The sequence below is a fragment of the Xanthobacteraceae bacterium genome (assembly GCA_019454205.1).
GTDB lineage: Bacteria > Pseudomonadota > Alphaproteobacteria > Rhizobiales > Xanthobacteraceae.
The window spans coordinates 1,227,550-1,249,403 of sequence record CP075369.1 but is presented as its reverse complement, the minus strand read 5'-3'; the positions used below and the strand labels follow the sequence as shown (position 1 = coordinate 1,249,403).

Annotated in this window: 19 protein-coding genes; 3 read left to right on the top strand and 16 right to left on the bottom strand. The window is 61.1% G+C overall.

Annotation, left to right across the window (positions count from 1 at the left end; genetic code table 11):
• Window positions 1-34: 34 nt before the first annotated feature.
• From KF794_06145 to KF794_06110, 8 genes are all read right to left on the bottom strand, one after another.
• The gene (locus tag KF794_06145) at window positions 35-937 is read right to left on the bottom strand and encodes an ABC transporter permease (GenBank protein ID QYK46257.1); all 903 of its coding nucleotides are present in this window, start codon (window positions 935-937) and stop codon (window positions 35-37) included.
• Window positions 937-1,890 carry an ABC transporter permease gene (locus KF794_06140; protein ID QYK46256.1) on the bottom strand — a complete coding sequence of 318 codons (954 nt, stop codon included), beginning with the start codon at window positions 1,888-1,890 and terminating at the stop codon, window positions 937-939. Before KF794_06140 ends, KF794_06145 begins: the two co-directional genes overlap by 1 nt.
• 49 nt (window positions 1,891-1,939) lie before the next feature.
• Window positions 1,940-3,526, bottom strand: a complete 1,587-nt coding sequence (locus KF794_06135) for an ABC transporter substrate-binding protein (protein ID QYK46255.1) — start codon at window positions 3,524-3,526, stop codon at window positions 1,940-1,942.
• Between the two features lie 57 nt (window positions 3,527-3,583).
• Window positions 3,584-5,656, bottom strand: coding sequence for an ABC transporter ATP-binding protein (locus KF794_06130; protein QYK46254.1), 2,073 nt, complete (start codon window positions 5,654-5,656; stop codon window positions 3,584-3,586).
• Window positions 5,657-5,839: 183 nt separating this feature from the next.
• Complete coding sequence (locus KF794_06125; protein QYK46253.1) at window positions 5,840-7,051, bottom strand: CoA transferase; 1,212 nt, start codon at window positions 7,049-7,051, stop codon at window positions 5,840-5,842.
• Window position 7,052: 1 nt separating this feature from the next.
• A complete protein-coding gene (locus tag KF794_06120) occupies window positions 7,053-7,829 on the bottom strand; it encodes an enoyl-CoA hydratase/isomerase family protein (GenBank protein QYK46252.1) in 777 nt (258 codons plus the stop codon).
• A gap of 12 nt (window positions 7,830-7,841) precedes the next feature.
• Window positions 7,842-8,276, bottom strand: coding sequence for a heme-binding protein (locus KF794_06115; GenBank protein ID QYK46251.1), 435 nt, complete (start codon window positions 8,274-8,276; stop codon window positions 7,842-7,844).
• A gap of 29 nt (window positions 8,277-8,305) precedes the next feature.
• Window positions 8,306-11,236: an FAD-binding protein gene (locus tag KF794_06110; protein QYK46614.1), complete on the bottom strand. Its 2,931-nt coding sequence runs from the start codon at window positions 11,234-11,236 to the stop codon at window positions 8,306-8,308.
• Window positions 11,237-11,271: 35 nt separating this feature from the next.
• On the opposite strand from KF794_06110, the gene KF794_06105 reads away from it, so the two are divergent.
• The 3 genes from KF794_06105 to KF794_06095 all read left to right on the top strand — a co-directional run bounded on the left by KF794_06105 (window position 11,272) and on the right by KF794_06095 (window position 13,566).
• Window positions 11,272-12,585: an aminotransferase class V-fold PLP-dependent enzyme gene (locus KF794_06105; GenBank protein QYK46250.1), complete on the top strand. Its 1,314-nt coding sequence runs from the start codon at window positions 11,272-11,274 to the stop codon at window positions 12,583-12,585.
• 93 nt (window positions 12,586-12,678) lie between these two features.
• Window positions 12,679-13,308, top strand: a complete 630-nt coding sequence (gene mobA, locus KF794_06100; GenBank protein QYK46249.1) for a molybdenum cofactor guanylyltransferase MobA — start codon at window positions 12,679-12,681, stop codon at window positions 13,306-13,308.
• Between the two features lie 36 nt (window positions 13,309-13,344).
• Window positions 13,345-13,566: a sulfurtransferase TusA family protein gene (locus tag KF794_06095; GenBank protein ID QYK46248.1), complete on the top strand. Its 222-nt coding sequence runs from the start codon at window positions 13,345-13,347 to the stop codon at window positions 13,564-13,566.
• On the opposite strand, the gene KF794_06090 is transcribed toward KF794_06095, so the two are convergent.
• The 8 genes from KF794_06090 to KF794_06055 are packed head-to-tail and all read right to left on the bottom strand — an operon-like array spanning window position 13,567 to window position 21,710.
• Complete coding sequence (locus tag KF794_06090) at window positions 13,567-15,360, bottom strand: AMP-binding protein (GenBank protein QYK46247.1); 1,794 nt, start codon at window positions 15,358-15,360, stop codon at window positions 13,567-13,569.
• An 8-nt stretch (window positions 15,361-15,368) separates the two neighbouring features.
• Window positions 15,369-16,190, bottom strand: coding sequence for an ABC transporter ATP-binding protein (locus KF794_06085; GenBank protein ID QYK46246.1), 822 nt, complete (start codon window positions 16,188-16,190; stop codon window positions 15,369-15,371).
• A gap of 5 nt (window positions 16,191-16,195) precedes the next feature.
• Window positions 16,196-17,380, bottom strand: a complete 1,185-nt coding sequence (locus KF794_06080; protein QYK46245.1) for an ABC transporter substrate-binding protein — start codon at window positions 17,378-17,380, stop codon at window positions 16,196-16,198.
• A gap of 22 nt (window positions 17,381-17,402) precedes the next feature.
• On the bottom strand, window positions 17,403-18,443 hold the full coding sequence (locus KF794_06075) for a branched-chain amino acid ABC transporter permease (GenBank protein ID QYK46244.1): 1,041 nt from the start codon (window positions 18,441-18,443) through the stop codon (window positions 17,403-17,405).
• Between the two features lies 1 nt (window position 18,444).
• Complete coding sequence (locus KF794_06070) at window positions 18,445-19,323, bottom strand: branched-chain amino acid ABC transporter permease (protein ID QYK46613.1); 879 nt, start codon at window positions 19,321-19,323, stop codon at window positions 18,445-18,447.
• A gap of 2 nt (window positions 19,324-19,325) precedes the next feature.
• Window positions 19,326-20,156 (bottom strand): ABC transporter ATP-binding protein, encoded by an 831-nt coding sequence (locus KF794_06065; GenBank protein QYK46243.1) that lies wholly within the window; start codon window positions 20,154-20,156, stop codon window positions 19,326-19,328.
• 2 nt (window positions 20,157-20,158) lie between these two features.
• Window positions 20,159-20,953 (bottom strand): enoyl-CoA hydratase/isomerase family protein, encoded by a 795-nt coding sequence (locus KF794_06060; protein QYK46242.1) that lies wholly within the window; start codon window positions 20,951-20,953, stop codon window positions 20,159-20,161.
• Window positions 20,954-21,002: 49 nt separating this feature from the next.
• Window positions 21,003-21,710, bottom strand: a complete 708-nt coding sequence (locus KF794_06055) for a FadR family transcriptional regulator (GenBank protein ID QYK46612.1) — start codon at window positions 21,708-21,710, stop codon at window positions 21,003-21,005.
• Window positions 21,711-21,854 lie beyond the last annotated feature (144 nt).

Below are 21,854 nucleotides of genomic sequence, written 5' to 3'. Positions count from 1 at the left end.
TTCTTGCTTACCTTCGCCTGCGCGACGAGGCGCGTCAGACCTTGAAGCGCGGGTCGAGGAAATCGCGGAGCGAGTCGCCGAACAGGTTGAACGCGAACACCGCGAGGCTGATCGCGAGACCGGGGAAAATCACCATCCACGGCGCTTCGCGATAGAAGTCCTGCGCATTGCCGGAGAGCATCAATCCCCATGCCGCGGTCGGCTCGGTAACGCCGAGGCCGAGGAACGACAGCGAGGCTTCGAGCAGGATTGCCTGCGCGATGAACGCCGTAAACATGATCAGGAACGGTGCGACGACGTTCGGCGCCATGTGCCGGAAAATGATGCGCGTATCGGTGTATCCGGCGGCGCGCGCCGCGTCGATGTACGGCATCACGTTGACCGAAAGCGCAGCCGAGCGCACGACGCGCGCGACGCGCGGTATGATCGGAATTGCGATGGCGATGATGAGGTTGACGTCGACGCCGTAGATGATGGTCTTGCGCAATGCCGCCACGACGACCAGCGCCAGCACGATGATCGGAAATGCCAGCAGGATGTCCATGAAGCGCTGGATCCAGTTGTCGATCCGCCCGCCGAAATAAGCAGATGCAATGCCGAGGATCGCGCCGAGTACCGAACCGAGCAGCGAGGATGCGAAGCCGATCACCAGTGCGGTTCGCGAGCCGTAAATGATGCGAGAGAAAATATCGCGGCCGTAGGCGTCGGTGCCGAACCAGTGATCGGCCGAGGGGGCGCCCAGAATTTGGCTGAAGTCGATGCCGAGCGGATCGTGCGTTGCAACCAGCCACGGGAAGAAACCCGCAAACATCATTACGCAGATCACGACGAAGCTGATCGCGCCGAGCGGCTGCTGGCGGCAGAACAGCGCGATCGTGCTCTGGCGTTTCGGCAGAACCGGCGCGGCGGCAGGAATTGCGGGAGATACGTTTGCCATCAGCCGTACCGGATGCGCGGATCGAACACTGCGTAAAGCAAATCGACCACAAGGTTAATCAGCACATAGAACGCGGCGATCATCATCACCATGCCCTGAATGAGCATGAAGTCGTTGCGCGAGACACTCTGCACGAACAACTGGCCGATTCCGTTCAGGTTGAAGATCTGCTCGGTGACGACAAGACCGCCGATCAGGAATGCGAATTCGAGGCCCATCACGGTAATCGCGGGAAGAAGCGCGTTACGCAGCGCGTGGCGCGCAACGACCAGCTTTTCATATACGCCCTTGGCGCGGGCGGTGCGGATGTAATCCTCGCTCATCACTTCGAGCAATGAAGAGCGGATCATGCGCGCCGTCACCGCGCAGTAACGGTAACCGACCGCGAGCGCGGGCCATATCAACTGCGACAGGTTTGCGACCGGGTCGATATAGATCGGCGTGAATGTAATCGGTGGCAACCCGCCTGTCAGCGAGAGCAGCATCAGCACGATCAACATGCCAAACCAGAACGACGGGATGGACAGCCCGCCGATTGTGATGATGCGAACGACGTAATCGATCCACGTATTCCGGAACAGCGCGGCGGCCGTTCCGAGCGGTATTGATATGAGCGTCGCTATGATTGTCGCGAGTATCGCGACCTCCAGCGACAGCTCCAGCCGGATCATGATTTCTTCGAGCACTGGGCGCTCTGTCCACATGGACATGCCGAGGTCGAGCTTCGCCAGCCCTACCATCCAGTCCCCGAACTGCTGCAATAACGGCCGGTCGAGACCGAGGCGCTTTCGCTCCTGGTCGATCACTTCCTGCGTAACGTTGCCGCCGTCACCGCGCAGCTTCACCTCCACCACGTCGCCTGGGACGATGCGGAGCATGAAGAACACCAGCACCGCCACGCCGAGCAGCGTGGGGACCATGAAGAGGATGCGGCTTAGTGCGTAACGCAACATTGCAAAAATCCTTGCCGCGGCCCGGCGAACCGGGCCGCGGCATACGGAATTACTCAGCCAGCCAGACGGTCAGGAGATCGGCGCCGAGGTTGTGGCTCGGCGACATTTCCCAACCCATGACCTTCTTGTGGCTCAGCACGATGCGATGCCACCACAGCAACGGCTGCTGGTAGGCCTGCTCGGAGAGCCGCTTGTCGATCTGGGCGATATAGCCGCGACGCTTGGCCGGATCGGCCTCGCGAAGCTGCAATTCGTACAGCTTGTCGATTTCCGCGTCGTTCGCACGCGACATATTCAGCGGGTTCTTGTCGCGCGAGAGGAACTTGGTGAGTGCCAGTGTGGGATCGTCGTTGAACAAGTTAGAGAAGTCGATCGCCACTTCGAAGTTGCCGCTCGCCAGCGCCGAGACATACGGCGCGGTGTCGGACTGCTTGTGTTCGACCTCGACCCCGATCTGTCGCCACTGGTCGACCAGGAAAATACCGGCCGGCGTGTAGGGCATCGCGAGGTTGCGGTTCCAGAGCGTCAGCTTCAGGTTCGGCACGCCCGCTTCGGCGAGCAGCTTCTTAGCTTCGGCACGCGAGGCCTTGATGTCCTTGCGGTAGCCCGCAAGCTTGACGAGTTCGGCTTCCGGCGTCGCAAGCGGCGAACCGGGGCGAACGACGCCGCCAACCGAGCGCAGCGTCGAGATGCGCGCCAGACCGGCAGAGCCGCCCCAGCGATCAATCGCCATCAGCAACGCGCGGCGAACGCGCACGTCGTTGAACGGCGGCTTCTCGACGTTGAAGACGACGAGCAGGTTGAGCGTCCAGCTCGATTCCTGCACGCGCAGCTTGTCGCCGAGTGCTGCGACCATGCGGTCGCGTTCGGCCGGCGAGACGCCACGGAACTCCGCCAGCACCTGCCCGCCTTGCAGCGCGTTCAGCATCGCTGCCGCCTGCAAGGTGAAGATGCCGCGGTAGCTGTCGAGATACGGCAGGCCTTTACGGAAATAGTTTTCGTTGCGCTTGCCTGAGACGTGGCTGCCCTTCACGTGTTCGACGAACGTGAATGGGCCGGTGCCGTTGATCTTGGTGCGCGGAGCGGCCGGATCGGCCTGCAGGTCCTTCGCCGAATACACGCAGTTCCACGGGCTCGCGAAGTGATCGAGCATCGAGGAGTTAACGGCTTTCAGCTTGAACACCACCGTCAGCGGATCGGGCGTTTCGATCGTGTCGATGTCGGAGAAAGTCGCGCGGCGGGTCGAGACCACGCCCTGCGGCGGATTGCGCAGACGCTCGTAGGTCGCCTTGATGTCCGCGGAAGTGAACGGCGTGCCGTCATGGAACTTCACGCCGTCACGCAGCTTGAACGTATAGGTCAGCTTGTCGGGCGAAATCGTCCAAGAAGCCGCGAGATCGCCTTCGACCTCGGGGAATTTCTTCAGGTTATATCGCAGCAGCGTGGAATAGAACGGCGAAGAGAAATGCAGCGTCGCGTAGGTGTCGCTGGCATGACAGTCATAGTGCGGAGTTTCCGCACTGATTGCGAAGTTCAGATTCCCGCCGCGCTTCGGCGTCTGGGCATTTGCGTGGTAGCCGGCCCCGGCGAGAGCGAAAGCCGCTACGCCGAGCAGGCCCAAGACCAGCCTTTTCATTTGTATCCTCCCGTTAATTCGCGTCATCGTTTCGTTTCTTGTCGCTGCACCTTTTTTCTAGGTGCTTAGATTTTCTTCGGCCCGGTGACAGGCAACGATGTGGCCCTTCTTCAATTCGCGAGGCGGCGGAATATCGCGCTTGCAAACATCAATCGCGATCGGGCAGCGGGTATGGAACACGCAACCCGAAGGCGGGGTCAAGGGTGAAGGGATTTCTCCGCGCAGCGCACGCGGCGCGCGAGCGCGTTCGATCTTCGGATCGGGAACCGGTGCGGCGTCGAGCAGCGCTCTCGTATAAGGATGCAGCGGACGGAGATAGATTTCATCGCGGTCGGCAAGCTCCATGATCCTGCCGAGGTACATAACCGCGACGCGGTCGGAGATGTGGCGGACCACCGCGAGATCGTGCGCGATGAAAAGATAGGTAAGGCCGAGCCGCGCCTGCAAATCTTCGAGCAGGTTGATGATCTGCCCCTGAATCGAAACGTCGAGCGCGGAAACCGGCTCGTCGCAGACGATGAAGGTCGGCTCCAGCGCGAGCGCGCGCGCAATGCCGACGCGCTGGCGTTGTCCGCCAGAAAGTTCGTGCGGATAGCGTTCCGCCATGTAGGGAAACAGGCCGACCTGGGTCAGCAACTCGCCTACCCGTGCCTCGCGCGCTTTCGCTTCCGGTACCAGCTTATAGACCTTCAACGGCTCCGCGATGATCTCGCCGACCGTCATGCGCGGATTGAGCGACGAATACGGGTCTTGAAAGATCACCTGAATCTTGCGGCGCAGCTCGCGCATTTCGCGATTGCTGTGATGGGTGATGTCGATGCCGTTGAAGCGGATGGTGCCGCCGGTCGCTTCGTCCAGACGTAGCACCACGCGGCCCACTGTGGTCTTGCCGCAGCCGGACTCGCCGACAAGACCAAGCGTCTCGCCGGCCGCGATGCTGAAAGAAATATCGTTGACCGCCTTCACCGTCGCCGTGTTCGACGAGAAGAAACCCGATTTCGCGGCCTTCACCGGGAAGTGCTTTTGCAGCCCGGCCACTTCCAGAATCGGCTTTGAATCCATTTCCGACTGGTCGCTCGGCGCCGGACCTTCCGGAAATTTCACCACCAGCTTGCCGGAAACGATTTCATCGGCGCGATGACAGGCCGCCGAATGGCCATTGCCTAGCGGGATCAGCGCAATCGGTTCGGCGCATTTTTCCAGCCGATGCGGGCAGCGCGGCGCGAAACGGCAACCCTTCGGCGGCGCGCGCAAATCCGGCGGCAAGCCTTCGATGGTTTGCAGCCGCGTGCCGCGCGGCTCGTCGAGACGCGGCACCGAATGCATCAGGCCGGTCGCGTAGGGATGCGCGGGTTGCAGGAAAATATCGTCGGACGTGCCCTGCTCGATGATCTTCGCCGCGTACATCACGTTCACGCGGTCGGCGTAGCGCGCGACAATGCCGAGGTTGTGCGTGATGATAACCATCGCAATGCCAAGACGCTGCGACAGGTTCTTCATCAGTTCGAGAATCTGCGCCTGAATGGTCACGTCGAGCGCAGTGGTCGGCTCGTCGGCGATGATGAGTTTCGGATTACATGCGAGGCCGATTGCGATCATCACGCGCTGGCGCATACCGCCGGAAAGCTGGTGCGGATACTGCGCAAGACGGCGCTCGCCGTCCGTGATGCCGACCTGTTGCATCAATTCGAGCGCACGCGCCTTGGCCTGCTCTTCGGTCATCTTCAGATGGATGAGCAGCGGCTCCATGATCTGCAATCCGATGGTCAGCACCGGATTGAGCGAGGTCATCGGCTCCTGGAAGATCATCGAGATCTGGTGGCCGCGAACGGCGCGCATCTCGTCATCGCTCAATTCAAGGAGATTGCGGCCTTCGAGCTTGACCGCGCCATCGACCACGCGGCCGGACTTCGCGAGCAGGCGCATGATGGTCAGCGCCGTGACGGACTTGCCGCAACCGGACTCGCCGACGACGGCGACAAACTCGCCGCGATTGACCGTATAGGAAACGCCTTCGACCGCGCGCACGGTACCGCGCGACGTTTCGAAATGAACGTGCAGGTTCTCGATGCTAAGCAACGGCGTCGCCGTCGCATCTGCCCTTACTTTTTCAGCTACTAGCGCTTCCACCCCGAGACTCGATTTTTACTTTTCGTTTTATCGTCCCCATTTCTCTATAGCGGATGGATTTGGCAGTGACCAGATTTTGCAGCGCTCCAATCAACGATTTTACATTTCAAAATCAATGCGATGCTGCATTGCAAGATGCACAAGCGAGCGGCAAAATGTCTGAAAGTGAAATGCTGCAGTGCTTCAAGCGCAGTGAACCGCTCCGGCATTCGCCATCTCGGCGATCTCTGCTTCCGCAAACCCGTATTCGCGCATCACCTCGCGGGTATGTTCCCCGAAGACTGGCGCGCTGCGGCGCACACTCGATGGTGTTTCCGAAAATTTAACAGGCGCACCCAACGTCTTCACCGGCCCGAGACGCGAGTGTTCCGCTTCCACCACCATGTCACGAGCCAGTGTCTGCGGGTCCGCCTGCATTTCAAGCACATCGAAAACGGGGCCGGCCGGAACCCTGGCCGCCTCCAGTGCCGCGAGCCATTCTGCGCGCGTGCGCTTTCTGAATTCGGGCGCAAGGGTTGTTGCGAGCAATTCGCGATTGATGATCCGCGCCGAGTTGTCCTTGAAGCGAGGGTCCTGCGCGAGATCAGAGCGCTCAAGCAGCTTCACCAGATAGAGCCATGTCGTCTGGTTCGCCGCGCCGAGATTGATCCAGCCGTCTTTCGTCTCGAAAGCCTGATACGGCGTGTTCAACGGATGCGCTGAACCAAGCGGACCGGGCGCGACACCCGACGCCAGCGCGATCGCGGACTGCCAATATGTTTGCACGATCCCCGCCTCGAACAGCGACGTATCGACGAACTGCCCCTTCCCCGTCTGCGTGCGTGCGTGAAGCGCGGCAAGTACCCCCATCGCGGCGAGAATGCCTGCCGTGATGTCGGTCACCGGAGCGCCGACCTTCACCGGCGGGCGGCCCGGCCCTTCGCCGGTAATCGACATCAGTCCGCTCATGCCCTGCGCGATGAGATCGAAACCACCGCGGTCGGCATAGGGGCCAGTGCGGCCGAACCCGGAGATCGCGCAGTAGATTAACTTCGGATTCTTCGCGCGGAGTGCTTCGAAGCCGAAACCCATGCGCTCCATCGCGCCCGCGCGATAGTTTTCGGTGACAACATCGGCATTATCGAGCAAACGATGCAGGACTTTCTTGCCGCCTTCGGTCTTGAGATCGAGCGCGATGCCACGTTTGTTGCGGTTCATCATCAGGAACGAAGCCGCTTCGTCGCCGACCTTCGGCGGCACGGTGCGTCGCGTGTCGTCGCCGCCGGGGATCTTCTCCACCTTGATGACTTCTGCGCCCATGTCGGCGAGCATCAGCCCGCATACGGGGCCAGCCATGACGTGACAGAGTTCGATCACTTTCAGGCCATGCAGCGGACCTTTCGGGGCGGCGCTCATCCTATTCACCCTTGAACGCCGGCTTGGCCTTGGCAAGGAAAGCGCGATTACCGATCCGGAAATCTTCCGTTCCGAAACAGGCGAAGTTTTCCTCGCGCTCGGCCGCCGACAGCGGCTGCGGATCGAGCAGCCGGTTCACGAACTTCTTGTGCCAGCGTGCAACCAGCGGCGCACCTTCCGCGATGCGCGCGGCGGTCGCCCTGCACTCCTTCTCTATATCCGCATCCGCGACCACGCGGCTGACAAGTCCGAGTTGCAGGGCGCGCGCTGCATCGATGATCTTGCCCTCCAGCAGGATTTCGAGCGTAGCCGCCGCCCCGGCAATGCGGACAATCGGCGCGAGTTCTTCGTAGGCGGCAACAAGACCTAACCTGTTCACGGGCACGCCGAAACGCGAGCGCTCGCTACAAATGCGGATGTCGGTGCGCGCCGCGATTTCCAGCCCGCCGCCGATGCAGGGACCGTCGATCATGGCAACAACCGGATGCCGGCAGGAAGAAACCGCGTCCAGTGCGGGATGCATCTCCGCGCCATACGCACGCGCGGATTCCACATCATGCCGCTCGTTCTCGAATTCGGCGATATCCGCGCCCGCAGCAAACGCCTCGCCTGCTCCACGCAGGATGACGCAACGAACGGAATCGTCTTCGCTCAGCGCATCGAAACACGCACGCAACTGCCGCCACATCGGCAGCGACAGCGCGTTCAGGCGACCGGCGTTTTCCATCGTCACCGTGGCGACGAAGGCATCTTTGCTTGCGGTAACAGACCCGCTCATGGCGGCCGGCGATTACGCGCCGGTATCCGGCGTCAGGCCCGCCGCCTTGATCCCGGCGACGGCTGCAATTTCATCGTTGTCCGAAGTATCGCCGGAAACGCCGACCGCTCCGATCACCTTGCCGCCGGCGTTGCGGACCAGCACGCCGCCGGGCACCGGGATGAAGTCGCCGCCGAATACATGGGCGAGTGCCGCGCCGAAGTGCGGACGCTCGCGCACGCGCGCGTCCACCGCGCGGCCGCCGATGCCCATGCCGAGGCAGCCATGCGCCTTGCCATGTGCGATCTCGAAACGGCGCAGGCTGGAATTATCCTCGATTGCACAAGCAACCATCGCCCCCCTTGCGTCGAGTACGACAATACCCATCGGCTTGAAGTTCGCGCCGCGCGCATGTTTCAGGCCGGCGGTGACGATGGTTTGTGCGGCTTCCAGTGTTAGATCGGTCATCTTGTTCCTCCCTGCGGCTGTTTCGCCGCTTATTGCTTGGCTTCGTTCGCTCTATTGAGACTTCTTTCCAGAACCCGCGCAACATGCAGCGCTTCGCGGCCCGCACCATGCGCGATCTGCTCGCGGCAAGACGTTCCGTCGGCGACGATCAGCGCATCGGCCGGCGCTTTGCGCACCGCCGGAAGCAGTGTGAGTTCGCCCATCGCCAGCGACGTGTCGATGGTTTCCGCGCCGTAGCCGAAGCTGCCGGCCATGCCGCAACAACTGGATTCGATGGTTTCGACTTCAAGTTCAGGAATAAGTTTAAGCGTCTGCTGTACCGGTGTAAGCGCGCCGAAGGCCTTCTGGTGGCAATGGCCATGAAGATAAGCCTTCGTGCCGAGCGGTTTCAGGTCCAGTTTCATGCGGCCAGCGGCAGCTTCGCGCGCGACAAACTCCTCGAACAGCAGCACGTTTCCGGACAACGCGGTGGCGTCGGAATTGCCCTTCAGCAATCCGGGGATTTCGTCGCGAAAACCGAACACGCAGCTCGGCTCCAACCCGACCACCGGAACGCCCCTGCCTACATAAGATGTGAGAACTTTCAGCGTGCGTTCCGCTTCCGCCTTCGCTTCCTTTACTGCGCCGACGGAGAGGAAAGTTCTGCCGCAGCAAAGCGGGCGGCCCATGCCGTCATCCGCAAAATGAACCCGGTACCCTGCGGCTTTCAGCACATCGCGCGCGGCTTCGAGATTCTCGCGGTCGAAGTAACGATTAAAGGTGTCGGCGAACAGCACGACTTCCCGCTCGCCCTCTCCGGGGGTGGCCGCATGGTCGTCAAAGACATCGCTTCGCCATTTCGGCAATTTGCGGCGGGCGCTGAAGCCCGTAAGCCATTCGGAGAGTTTCGCGGCACCCGGAATGATGTCGCGCAAATTCAGGAGCCAGCCGATCTTCTTTGCATACGGCGCGTAGCGCGGCAGCCAACCGACCAGCCGATCGCGTAGCGAATATCCGTACTTCGCGGCGCGCGCGGCCAGCACCTCGATCTTCATGCGCGCCATATCCACGCCAGTCGGGCATTCGCGACGGCAGCCCTTGCAGGAAACGCACAGCTTCAACGTCTCCGCCATTTCGCCGGACGTCATGCCCTCACGGCCAAGCTGGCCGGAGAGCGCGAGGCGCAGGGTATTGGCGCGGCCGCGCGTGACGTCACGCTCGTTTCGCGTGACGCGATAGCTCGGACACATGACATTGCCGGCGCTGTTCCGGCAGGCGCCATTGTTGTTGCACATCTCCACCGCGCCCTGAAAACCGTTCGCACCGCCGGTGTAGTCCGACCAATCGAAGGCAGGCGTGAACGGCTCGGCGTGATAGCCGGGCGCGTAACGGAACAGATTACGGTCGTCGAACTTCGGCGCGCGGACGATCTTGCCGGGATTGAACAGCGGCTTCGGATCGAAGCGATCCTTCACCTCCTCGAAGGCGCGGATCAGTTTCGGGCCGAACATCTTTTCGTGAAACTCGGAGCGCACGATGCCGTCGCCATGCTCGCCGGAGTGGGAGCCTTTGTATTCGCGCACCATTGCGAAGGCCTCCTCCGCAATCGCGCGCATGGCCTTTACATCTTTATCCTGCCGAAGATTGAGCACCGGGCGCACATGCAGGCAGCCGACCGAAGCATGGGCGTACCAGGTGCCGCGCGTGCCGTTCCGCTCGAAGACTTCCGTCAGCCGTGCGGTGTAGTCCGCCAGATGTTCCAGCGGCACGGCGCAATCTTCGACGAAGGAGATCGGCTTACCCTGCTCCTTCATCGACATCATGACGTTAAGGCCGGAAGCGCGCAGTTCGGCAATCGCCGTTTGCAGCGCCGGTTCCGTCACATCGACCACGCCGCCCCACTTCGCGCCTTGCTTATCCCAACCGAAGCCGAGGTCGTTCATCACGTCGTGCAGGTGCGCGAGCTTGCGCCTGTTTTCCTCGTCGCCGGAGTCGAATTCGACCAGCAGCACCGCGTCGGGTTTGCCGCGCACGAAGCGTTCCAGCGTCGGCCGGAACATTGCGATCTGTCCCGCGAGTTCAATCATTGTGCGATCGACCAGTTCGACCGCGATGGGGCCGGTCTTCACCAGATGCTGGGCCGCGTTCATCGCTTCGTAGAAGCTGCCGAAGTGACATGCAGCGACGATGCGCTTGCCGAGTACCGGCCACAGTTTCAGCTCTACCTGCGTCGTGAACGCGAGCGTGCCTTCCGAGCCGATCAGAATGTGCGCGAGGTTGAGATCGTTACGGCCCGGCGTAAGCGCGTCGAGATTGTAGCCGCCGACGCGGCGCTGCACTTTCGGGAAACGCGCCTCCACTTCAGCCGCCTCGCGCGCGCCGAGCGCGAGCATGTCCTTCGCCAGCGGCTTCAGCGGCGAAGAATCGGGGATGTCGGAAAGGTCCGCGTTCGCGCGGCCGAAATGCGCCTGCGTTCCATCGGCCAGCACCGCGTCCATCGAGAGCACATTGTCGCGCATGGTGCCGTAACGGAGCGAACGGCCGCCGCAGGAATTATTGCCGGCCATGCCGCCGATGGTTGCGCGCGATGCGGTCGACACATCGACCGGATACCACAGACCGTGCTGACGAAGCTGACGGTTCAGGTCGTCCAGCACGATACCCGGCTCGACCACGCACCGCCGGTTTGCCACATCCAGTTCGAGCACCCGGTTAAGGTGCTTGGAACAGTCGATCACCAGTGAATGATTGATGGCCTGTCCGCATTGCGACGTTCCGCCGCCGCGGGCCAGAACGGTCGCCCCCTCCTGATTGGCCAAACCAATCGCGCGCTTCGCCTCCTCTATTGTGCGAGGCACAACGACGCCGACCGGCATCATCTGGTAATGAGAAGCATCCGTCGCGTAACGGCCGCGGCTAAAGGCATCGAACAGCACATCGCCCGTGATTTCGCGGCGCAGCTTTCGCTCCAGAACCGGCATCAGCGAGGTCACCGGGCGATCCCCCATGCCGTTGCATGGCCGATGAGCCGCACGCGCTGCTTGACCGGGATGCGTGTATAATTCACAGGACTGACGACTCGTTCTTTCATTCACGCGCAAATCAAGCGCGGCAAGACTACCGGGGGATCACAGTGGCGTCTAATCGTTCGCGCACCGCAGGCAGACATTTTCTTCAGATCCCCGGCCCTTCGCCCCTTCCCGACCGCATCCTGCGGGCGATGGACATGCCGATCATCGATCACCGCGGCCCGGAATTCGGCAGGCTCGCACGCCGCGTGCTGGACGGCGTCAAGACGATCTTCAAGACCACGAACCCGGTCATCATCTATCCGTCTTCGGGCACCGGCGCTTGGGAAGCTGCGCTTGTGAACACGCTTTCGCCCGGCGATCACGTCCTGATGTTCGAGACCGGCCAGTTCGGCACGCTATGGAAAAAGATGGCCGGGAAGCTGGGCCTCGTTCCAGTTTTCATCAACAGCGACTGGCGCACGGGCGCGCAGCCGCAAGCGATCGAAGCAAAGCTGCGCGAAGACAAGGAAAAGAAGATCAAGGCCGTCGCAGTGCTGCACAACGAGACTTCGACCGGATGCGTTTCGCCTGTCGCGGAAATACGAAAGGCAATCGACGCCGCGGGCCATCCCGCGCTGCTGCTGGTCGATACGATTTCCTCGCTCGCCTCGATTGATTATCGCCACGACGAATGGGGCGTCGATGTCACCGTAGGCGGCGCGCAGAAGGGACTGATGCTGCCGCCGGGCATCTCGTTCAACGCGGTGAGCGACAAGGCGCTCGCGGCTTCAAAGACGTCGAAGCTTCCGAAGTCCTTCTGGGGCTGGGAAGAAATGATCGCGATGAACAAGACCAATTACTTCCCTTACACGCCGGCAACCAACATTCTCTATGGCCTCGCCGAGTCGATCGACATGCTTCACGAGGAAGGCCTCGATAACGTGTTCGCGCGCCACGACCGCCTCGCCGAAGCGACCCGCCGCGCGGTGCGCACGTGGGGCCTCGAACTTCTGTGCAAGGAACCGAAGCATTACTCCTCGACCATCACCGCCATCCTTCTGCCGGAAGGTCACAATGCCGATCAGTTCCGCGCGACTGCGCTCGAACATTTCGACATTGCGTATGGCGCGAGCTTCGGTCCCTATGTTGCCAAGTATTTCCGCATCGGCCACCTCGGCGATACCAACGACGGCACTATTCTCGGCGCGCTGGCATTGACCGAAATGGCGCTCGGCCTCGCCGGCATCCCGCACAAGAAAGGCGGCGTGCAGGCGGCGATGGACTATATGGCCGAAGAAAGCAAAAAGCGCCCGAACTAGGCTAGAGTGCAACGGCATAAACGGCGCGCACTTGCCTGCGCGCCGTTTCCCGTTTGAAGATCGGGGATTCGTAAACGTTTCCGGCCCCGCCTCATGAACGACAACGAAAAACCGCTCGGCGTCATCCTCGCGGGAGGACTGGCGAGCCGCATGGGTGGCGGCGACAAGACGCTGAAAGAGATCGGCGGACGGACCATTCTCTCGCGCGTCATCGAGCGGGTGCAACCGCAATGCTCGCGCCTCATCCTCAACGCGAACGGAGACGCCATGCGGTTCTCGTCCGCATCGTTGCCGGTAATTTCGGATGATGTGCCAGGTTTCGTGGGGCCGCTGGCAGGGATTCTCGCGGGGATGGAATGGGCGGCCGCGAATGTGCCGGGCACATTATATATTGCGACAGTGGCGGGCGACTGCCCTTTCCTGCCGCGCGACCTGATCGCACGATTGAGCATGGCACGGCGCGAACAGGGTAAGCCGCTCGCGTGCGCGCAATCCGGCGATTGGCGTCATCCGGTGATCGGGTTATGGCCTGTCGGTTTGCGCGAAGAACTGCGCCGCGCGCTCACCATAGAAGGGTTGCACAAGGTCGAGGTTTGGGGCGCACGTTATGGTGTAGCCATCGCCGAATGGGACGACAGTCCTTTCGACCCGTTTATGAACGTGAACACGCCGGTAGACGCAGTGCGCGCAAACATGATCGCTGCCACGAACCCGTCAGCCTGACTCGGCTGCGGGTGGCGATGGCGTATACTTTACAAGATGCCAAAGAAACTCGACCTTCGCGGCCTGAAATGCCCGCTCCCTGCCATGCGCACACGCAAGGCGCTGTCGTCGATGACGGCTGGCGAGGAACTGCTCGTCGAGTGTACCGATCCAATGACGGCGATCGACATTCCAAACATGGTGCGGGAAACCGGAAACACGCTGCTGGAACAGCGTGACGCCGCCGAGATCAAGCGCTTTCACATCCGCAAGGAATGATCAGCGATACAGGCCCTCGATCTCCGCCGCGTATTTCTTGGTAATGTTCGAGCGGCGCACCTTCATCGTGGCCGTCACTTCGTCGTCGTCGTGATCCAGCTCTTTCGTGAGCAGATGGAATTTGCGGATGTTCGACACCTGCGCAAGCTGCGCGTTGGCCACGTCGATCTCCTTCTGGATCAGCTCATTTACCGCCGGATGCTCGGCAAGATTCCTGAAGTTGGTATAGGCGATGCCTTTTTCCTCCGCCCACTTCCCAGTCAGCTCGTAGTCGATCTGGATCAAGGCCGAGACATACTTCCGCGACTCGCCAATCACGATACATTCCTTGATGAACGGACTGGCCTTCACGGTGTTCTCGATCTCGGACGGGCTGAGGTTCTTGCCGCCCGCCGTGATCATGATGTCCTTGATGCGGTCCACGATCTTGAACTGGCCTTTGTGCATTTCCGCCACGTCGCCGGTATGCAGCCAGCCACCGCGAATCGAATTCTTCGTTGCATCCTCGTTACGGTAATAGCCCTCGAATACGGTATCGCCGCGCACCAGCAGCTCGCCGTCGGCACCGAGTTTCACTTCGATACCCGGTGCAGCCGTGCCGACACATAGAGGTATGCGCTCCTCCTGCGTTTGCGCGGTCGCGACGGCAGAGCTTTCGGTGAGGCCGTATACTTCGATCAGCGGCACGCCGATAGTGCGGAAGAACCGCACGATCTTCGCCGAGATCGGCGCGGCGCCGGTCATTGCTACCTTCGCCTTGCGCAAACCAATGAAATTCTGCAACGCGCGGAAAACGAGCCAATAATAGACGAAGAACTTGATCCGCTCGCCGAAACTGCGTTGCGAGGGCGCCTTCTCCGCGAACGGTTCGCAGGCCGTGTAAGCCTTTTCGAACAGTCTGCGGCGAACGGGGTCGGATTCCAGCAGCTTGATGTGGATCGAGGAATGGAGCTTTTCCCAGATGCGCGGCACGCCAAGGAACATGCTTGGCGCAACCTCGCGTAGGTCCTCCTGCACGGTGCGGATCGATTCGCCGAAGTTGACGAGCGAACCGAGATAACCGGGCACCATCACCGTCGTCATCTGTTCGGCGACGTGGCATAGCGGCAGATAGGACAGCAGCGTCGTACTTTCGTCGAGTTGCAGCCGCTCGACCACGGCAATCGCCTGCGCGCGGATGTTCCTGTAGCTGAGCATCGCGCCCTTGGGCTTTCCGGTCGAACCGGACGTATAGATCATGAGCGCAGTGTCTGAGAGCTTTTGCTTAGAGAGCACATCCTCGATCAGCTTTGGATGATCGAAGGCATAGGTTTTCCCCGCGCGCTCCAGATCGAGGAACGAGATCACGCTATTTTCGGGATACTGGCGCATCCCTTTCGTTTCGATGACAACGATGCGTTTCAGCCTGGGCAGTTCGCCGCGCCGTTCCAGTACCTTGTCGACCTGCTCCTGATCCTCGCAGACCACGACTTCCGTGTTCGAGTGCTCCAGCACATAGGCGACTTCGTTCGACGGGCTGGTGGGATAGACGCCGATGGTAATAGCGCCAACCAGACCCGCACCCAATTGCGAAAGCACCCATTCGATACGGTTTTCCGAAATGACGGCAACATGCCCGCCCTCACCCAGACCCATCGCACGTAAGCCAAGGCCTACTGCGCAGGCGCGCTCATAATATTCCGCCCACGAATAAGGCTTCCAGATTCCGAATTCCTTCTGGCGGATGGCTACGCGCGAAGCATTCTCCTGCGCGTGTTTGCGGATCATCTGCGGTAGCGTGAGTTCGGGAAACATCGGCGGCCTCACGACAGCCAGCGCTTGCGGCGCTTGTAGTGTTTCACATTGCGGAAGCTCTTGGCCTCCCCGTCAGCGCCCGCACCGCCCACGCCGAGATAGAACTCGCGTACGTCCTGATCGCGCAGCAGGCGCTCGGTCGGCCCGTCGATCACGATTTTACCTGTCTCCATGATGTAGCCATAGTGGGAGACGGCGAAGGCGACCGCTGCATTCTGTTCGACCAGAAGCATGGAAACGCCCTGCTCGCGGTTGATGCGCGCGATGATGGTGAAAATCTCCTCGACCAGTTTCGGCGACAAACCTAGCGATGGCTCGTCGAGCAGCATCAATTTCGGCTGCGCGATCAACGCACGGCCGATGGCGAGCATCTGCTGTTCGCCGCCGGAGAGATACCCGGCACGGCCACTGCGCCGCTCGAACAGCCGGGGGAAATAATTATAAACGAGATCGAACTTGGTGGACGCCTTCTCGCTGCGGCCGGACAAGGCGTAAGTCGCGGCAGTGAGGTTTTCCTCGACCGTCAGGTCTTCGAAAATCCTGCGCCCTTCCATGACGTGAAAAAGACCGCCCCGCACAAGCTCATGTGGGGCGCGGCGCGCGACAGGTTGCTGCTTGAAAACGATATTACCGGCCGTCACCTCGCCGTCCTCAAGCGAGAGCACGTTCGAGATCGCTTTCAGCGTGGTGGATTTGCCGGCACCGTTGGAGCCGAGCAACGCAACGACGTTGCCCTCCACCACGCGAAGCGAAAGGCCGCGGAGCACCTGGACCGTCTTGTTATAGACGACCTCGATGTTGTTCACTTCGAGAACAGTGTCCGCGGCCATTGTCGTCACTTCTGCAGGTTGATCCAGTCAGAGACGGCAACCATCTTCTTTTCCTTGCCGTCATACTTATAGACGCGGCCGACCGGGATCGTGTTACCAGGAATCGAGATCGGCACGCCGATCAGACCGCCGGTGTCGAAATCCTTGATGGAGTTAAGCGCGGCCTTCATGTTCTTCGCGCTCAGTTCCTTCTTGTCGGCGAGGGTGCGCTTCGCCGCCTCGATCAGCAGCATCGCGGTCAGGAAGCCCTGCGTGTAGCCGGTGGACTGATATTCCGGCCGTAGCTTGCGGATCTGCTCCAACATCGGCGATTTGCCGTCGGTGTCGTAATAGTAGCGATACGGCATGACGCCCATGAAGCCGTCGGCCACATCCGCCGATTTCGCCCAGAGACCACTGTCCATCGACCAGAACGTGCCCATGAACTTCGACTTCAGGCCGAGTTGCTTGGCCTGGGTCATGAACTCCGGCAGCGGCGCCAGCACATAGCCGTGGAAGATCGTGTAGTCGGGATCGGCCCGGCGGAGTTTCAGCACCTCGGTCGAAACGTCGACGCTGCCCGGCGCGGTGATGATCTTTTCGACAACAGTCAGGCCCAACGCTTTCGCCTTCGCTTCGGTTGCTGCGATCGGGTCGCGGCCGAATTCGGTATCGGAGTTGACGAGCGCGATCTTCGCCTTCGGCGTGGTTTTGGCGATGTATTCGAGCAGAATACCGGTCATTTCCGAATAGTCGGGACCCGCGATGAACTGATACGGAAACTTTGCCGGATCGTTCAGCTCGGTCGCAAACGATGCGCCGGCCATGATCATGTCGCCACGGCGAAGCAATTCAGCGTTGATCGTCTTCGAGAACGCGGTGGAGTCGCCGTAATAGAGGTTGATCTTGTCCTGGCTGGTGAGGCGATTGAACACCGCGACCGAGGTATCGACCTTGTAGCCGGTATCCTCGAACACGTACTTGATCTTGCGGCCGCCGATGCCGCCGGCATCGTTCACGATCTTCACGTAGTCGTTGATGCCGTTGTTGATCGCGATGCCTGCGAACGAAAACACGCCGGTCAGCGGAATCGATCCGCCGAGTACGATTTCTCCGGCCTGCGCGGCGGCTGTTCCGCGAAAACCGAACGTGGCAGTCGCCGCACCCGCGAGGGTAAGCGCTACCGCTTCTCTTCGATTAATCTTCTTCATTCTCATTTCCTCCGGGTGATGATTATTTTCTGAACGGCCACAGGTGAAAGAACCGGCGCACGCGGCGCCAGATTTCGGCAAGCCCCTTCGGCTCGAACAGCAGAAAGCCGATGATGAGACCGCCAAAAACGATGGTGCGCACCGGCGCGAGCAGCGCGGGCGCATTCGGGAAAACCGGCGTCAGCCAAGACACCGCGATTTTCAGCATGTCGGGCACAAGCGTCATGAAGATCGCGCCGAGAATCCCGCCGAGGATGCTGCCCATGCCGCCGATGATGACGGCAGCTAAAAGGAAGATCGAAGTCTCGAGCGGAAAACTCTCCGGCGTTACCGTGCGCTGCATGTATGCCCAGAGGCCGCCGGCAACGCCCGCATAGAACGAAGAGATCGCGAAACTCAGCAGCTTGTAACGCAATAGCGGAATGCCGAGCACTTCCGCCGAAATATCGCGGTCGCGGATTGCAATGAAGGCGCGGCCGATGCGCGTGCGAAACAGGTTCGCCGCAGCCAGGATCGCGAGCGCGGCGACCGGTATGATCAGCCAGTACACCTGCCAGTAGCGCGTCAATTCCAGCCCGAACAGTTTGGCGGGCGTGACATTCATGCCGCCGGTCCTGCCGACGAACGCCCACTGCGCGAACACGAAATGCAGGATGATCGCGGCGGCGATGGTCGCAACCGCGAGATACAAACCCTTCACGCGCAGGCTGGGAATGCCAACGAACATACCGATCAGCGCAGCGACCCCGCCCGCGACGATCAGGTTGAACACGAACGGCGAGCCGATGTGTTTTTCCATCAGCGCGACCGTATAGGCGCCGACCGCCATAAACGCCGCATGGCCCAGGCTCACCAGCCCGGTAAAGCCGGTCAGGATGTTCAGGCCCGTCACGCTGATGATGTTGATGCCAACGAGACAGGCGAGATAAATCCAGTAATCGCTCGCCAGATACGGGAACGCGGCGAGCAGAATGAAGAATGCTGCCAGCATGAAACGCTGCACGTTCGAGTCGAGCAGCGACTCTGCCTGCGCGTAGGTTTGGTGAGCGGTGCCTATACGCATGTCAGAGCCGCTCGATCTCGGTCGTGCCGAACAGGCCGTAAGGCCGGATCATCAGCATCACGACAAGAATGCTGAAGGTAACCATGAGTTTGTATTCGCCGCCGAACTGCGCGCCGACGACGGCCTCCACGACGCCAATAACGAGGCCCGCGATCAGCGCGCCAAGCACGGAGTCGAGTCCGCCGACAATCACCGCGACCAGCACCGAGAGGCCGAATACGCCCATCACCGGCGACAGGCCGCCGATGGAGCCGATCAGGATGCCGGCTGCGGCCGCGGCCATTCCCGCCGCAATCCATGCGAAGGAAAATACGCGCGGCACGTTGATGCCACAGGAATAAGCCGCGCCCTGATCGGTCGCGGTAGCGCGCAGCGCCACGCCGCCGCGCCAGTAGCGGAAGATGACGAGGAAGAACGCGATCAGGATCGACGCGATCACGAACGACACCGCAATCTTCGGGGCGACCACCGCCGGGCCGAGAAAGACGGGGCGGCTCGGCAGAAACGCGGGAAGCGTGTGCTGGTCAGAGCCCCAGAACAGTTGCACGACGCCGACGAGTACGGAGCCGAGGCCCACCGTCACCATGAAAACCGAGATGGGACTTTCGCCGAGCATCGGCCGGATCAGCAGGCGCTCGACCACACCGCCGAGCAATCCACCCGCGAGGATCGCCAGCACGATGGCTGCCCAGAGCGGCAGGAACGAAATCGAGACAAACCCCAGAAAGAAGTAAGCGCCCATCATCAGCATTTCGCCGACGGCGAGGTTCACGACCTTGGTCGCCTTGTAGATCAGCACGAAGGCGACCCCGGTCAACGACAGCAGCGAACCGGAGCCGAGGCCGGCCAGCACGATCTCGACGATATAGAGCCAGTCGATGTTCACGCCGCCTTCTCCCCCATGCGGCGTACGGCGTCGGCAACGTCGCCGGCGCCGAGATAAGCCGTGATCACCGCCGGGTCGTTCTGCACTTCGGCCGGCTTGCCCTTTGCAATCACCTGCCCGAAGTTCAGCACGACGACCTGGTCGGAAATATCCATGACCAGTCCCATATCGTGCTCGACCATCAGGATCGTGACGCCCCACTCCTCCTTCACGTCGAGGATGAAGCGCGCCATGTCCTCGGTTTCCTCGCGGTTCATGCCGGCAACCGGCTCATCAAGCATGAGGATGCGCGGCTTCATGGCGAGCGCGCGCGCCAGCTCTACGCGCTTGCGCAGGCCATAGGCCAGCGAGGCGACCGGCTGGTCGCGGATGTGCTCGATTTCGAGGAAGTCGATGATTTTCTCTTCAACTTCCTGACGAAGTTCAAGTTCTTCACGTTGCGCGCGGCCGAAATACCAGACCGCATCCAGAATGTTGGTCTTCATGTGCGCGTGACGGCCGAGCTTGATGTTGTCGAGCACGGTCATGCCCTGAAACAGCGCGATGTTCTGGAACGTGCGGGCGAGGCCAATCTTCGCGCGTTCCGGCGCGTGCATGTGATTGATGTTCTCGCCGCAGAACGCGATTTCGCCTGCCTGCGGCTTGTAGAAACCGGAAATGCAGTTGAACAACGAAGTCTTGCCTGCGCCGTTCGGACCGATCACGGCCGTGATCGCACCCGGCGCAACGTCGAACGTCACGTCGGTCAGCGCCTTCAGGCCGCCGAAGGAAAGCGACACGCCGCGAACGGCAAGATCGGCTGCGGGAATGTCGTCGCCGATGCCCACTCTTAGACTCCGTTGAACGAGGGAGCGCGCTTGCCGACGAAAGCGGCAACGCCTTCGGCAAAATCTTTGGTGCGCGAACAGGCAACGAAGGCTTCGCCCTCGCTGGCAAGCTGGTCATGAAGCGAATTGAGGTGCGACTGACGCAGCAACCTCTTGATCTGCCCGTAAGCGAACGTAGGACCGGACGCGAGGCGCTTTGCAAACTTATCCGTTTCTTCCGCGAGCATGGCCGCGGGCACGACCTTGTTCACGAGGCCGAGGCGTTGCGCTTCCTGTGCATCGAATACATCGGAGAGCAGCGCAATTTCCATCGCCTTGCGCAAACCTACGATGCGCGGCAACGACCAGGAGGATGAGCCGTCCGGGCTGGTGCCGAGCCGCGAATAAGCCAGCGTGAATTTCGCGTCATCCGCCGCGATTGCGAGATCGGCGATCATCGCGACGCTGAGGCCAGCGCCTGCTACTGCGCCGTTCAGCGAAGCCAGCACCGGCCGCGGCAGGCCCGCGAGAATTTCCATGGACTCGTGGAAGACGCCGATCAGCCTCTGGAAGAAATCGTTCGTTTCGCCCATGGCCTTGCCGAACGAACCAATGTCTCCGCCGGACATGAAGGCGCGGCCTTCGCCGGAAATCACTACAACACGATTATTCGTATCTGCTGCGACCGACTTGCAAGCCGCGAGCAGCGCATAGGCACAATCGGCATTCAGCGCGTTCAGCACATGCGGACGATTGAAGCGAATATGCGCGACCGCGCCATCGTTGCGCAGCAGCACCGGCTGTTCTTCATTCGCCATTCCCGTCCTCCCTGCCCCGGCGCTTTTCGCGCTCTTGTCAGATTTTCATCTAGCGCGTCGCCGCGCGGAGATAGCTCTTGTCCACCGCTTCATCGAGCGTCTTGCCGGTTCGCTCGAAACCCTTGCGCCAGTCGTCGACCTGACGGCGCATCCAGAGTATCGCCGATTTCTTGTCGCGCGCCTTGATTGCTTTCAGCATCATGCGGTTCGCCTCGATCATGCGCAAAGCACCTTCCGCAACCTTGCGGCAGATCACTTCGGTAGTCGGGAAGAACAGCAAACCGGTCGGCTCGCGCGCAAGCTGCAGCACGCGGTTCTGCGATGCTTTCGCGATCAGCGCATGAAATTCGGAATTCAGTTCCGCGATGCGTGCCGGATCGTCGATTGCCGCTTCGGTCTTCGCAACATTTTCCGAAAGCTCGGCAATATTCTTTTCGGTTGCGCGCTCTACAGCCTGCTCGATCGAAGCGAGTTCGAGCACCATCGATGTCTCGTAGAGTTCGCGGAACGTTACTTCCTGCAACACCAGTGCGCGGCTCAGGCGGCTCGCGAGGCGATTGTGATGCGGGCCACATGCGAACAGACGACGGCTGGAGTCGCGGCTGATGAGGCCGCCTTGTTCGAGCACGCGGATGCCTTCACGCACGGTGGAGCGGTTCACGCCGAACTGGCGCACCAGTTCGGACTCGGTGCCGATCGGCTCTCCCGGACGGATGCGGCCCTGGATGATCTCACGCTCGATCGCGTCGGCGACCATCTGATAGGCCGGCGCGACGTTCAGGCGTTCAAATCTGTCGTGAGTGTCCGACACGCGCCCTCTCGCTCTTTGTCCGACAAAGCGTAAAGGCTTCACAAATCGCGCGTCAATCCCAATAAAATGGTGCTTTGCACAAGCGCGGCT

Excerpts from the sequence above, each read along its gene's own strand:
- KF794_06145 (QYK46257.1), bottom strand. The coding sequence starts at position 937 with ATGGCAAACGTATCTCCCGCAATTCCTGCCGCCGCGCCGGTTCTGCCG.
- KF794_06140 (QYK46256.1), bottom strand. The coding sequence starts at position 1,890 with ATGTTGCGTTACGCACTAAGCCGCATCCTCTTCATGGTCCCCACGCTG.
- KF794_06135 (QYK46255.1), bottom strand. The coding sequence starts at position 3,526 with ATGAAAAGGCTGGTCTTGGGCCTGCTCGGCGTAGCGGCTTTCGCTCTC.
- KF794_06125 (QYK46253.1), bottom strand. The coding sequence starts at position 7,051 with ATGAGCGCCGCCCCGAAAGGTCCGCTGCATGGCCTGAAAGTGATCGAA.
- KF794_06120 (QYK46252.1), bottom strand. The coding sequence starts at position 7,829 with ATGAGCGGGTCTGTTACCGCAAGCAAAGATGCCTTCGTCGCCACGGTG.
- KF794_06115 (QYK46251.1), bottom strand. The coding sequence starts at position 8,276 with ATGACCGATCTAACACTGGAAGCCGCACAAACCATCGTCACCGCCGGC.
- KF794_06110 (QYK46614.1), bottom strand. The coding sequence starts at position 11,236 with ATGCCGGTTCTGGAGCGAAAGCTGCGCCGCGAAATCACGGGCGATGTG.
- KF794_06105 (QYK46250.1), top strand. The coding sequence starts at position 11,272 with ATGGCCGATGAGCCGCACGCGCTGCTTGACCGGGATGCGTGTATAATT.
- mobA (QYK46249.1), top strand. The coding sequence starts at position 12,679 with ATGAACGACAACGAAAAACCGCTCGGCGTCATCCTCGCGGGAGGACTG.
- KF794_06095 (QYK46248.1), top strand. The coding sequence starts at position 13,345 with ATGCCAAAGAAACTCGACCTTCGCGGCCTGAAATGCCCGCTCCCTGCC.
- KF794_06090 (QYK46247.1), bottom strand. The coding sequence starts at position 15,360 with ATGTTTCCCGAACTCACGCTACCGCAGATGATCCGCAAACACGCGCAG.
- KF794_06085 (QYK46246.1), bottom strand. The coding sequence starts at position 16,190 with ATGGCCGCGGACACTGTTCTCGAAGTGAACAACATCGAGGTCGTCTAT.
- KF794_06080 (QYK46245.1), bottom strand. The coding sequence starts at position 17,380 with ATGAAGAAGATTAATCGAAGAGAAGCGGTAGCGCTTACCCTCGCGGGT.
- KF794_06075 (QYK46244.1), bottom strand. The coding sequence starts at position 18,443 with ATGCGTATAGGCACCGCTCACCAAACCTACGCGCAGGCAGAGTCGCTG.
- KF794_06060 (QYK46242.1), bottom strand. The coding sequence starts at position 20,953 with ATGGCGAATGAAGAACAGCCGGTGCTGCTGCGCAACGATGGCGCGGTC.
- KF794_06055 (QYK46612.1), bottom strand. The coding sequence starts at position 21,710 with ATGGTCGCCGACGCGATCGAGCGTGAGATCATCCAGGGCCGCATCCGT.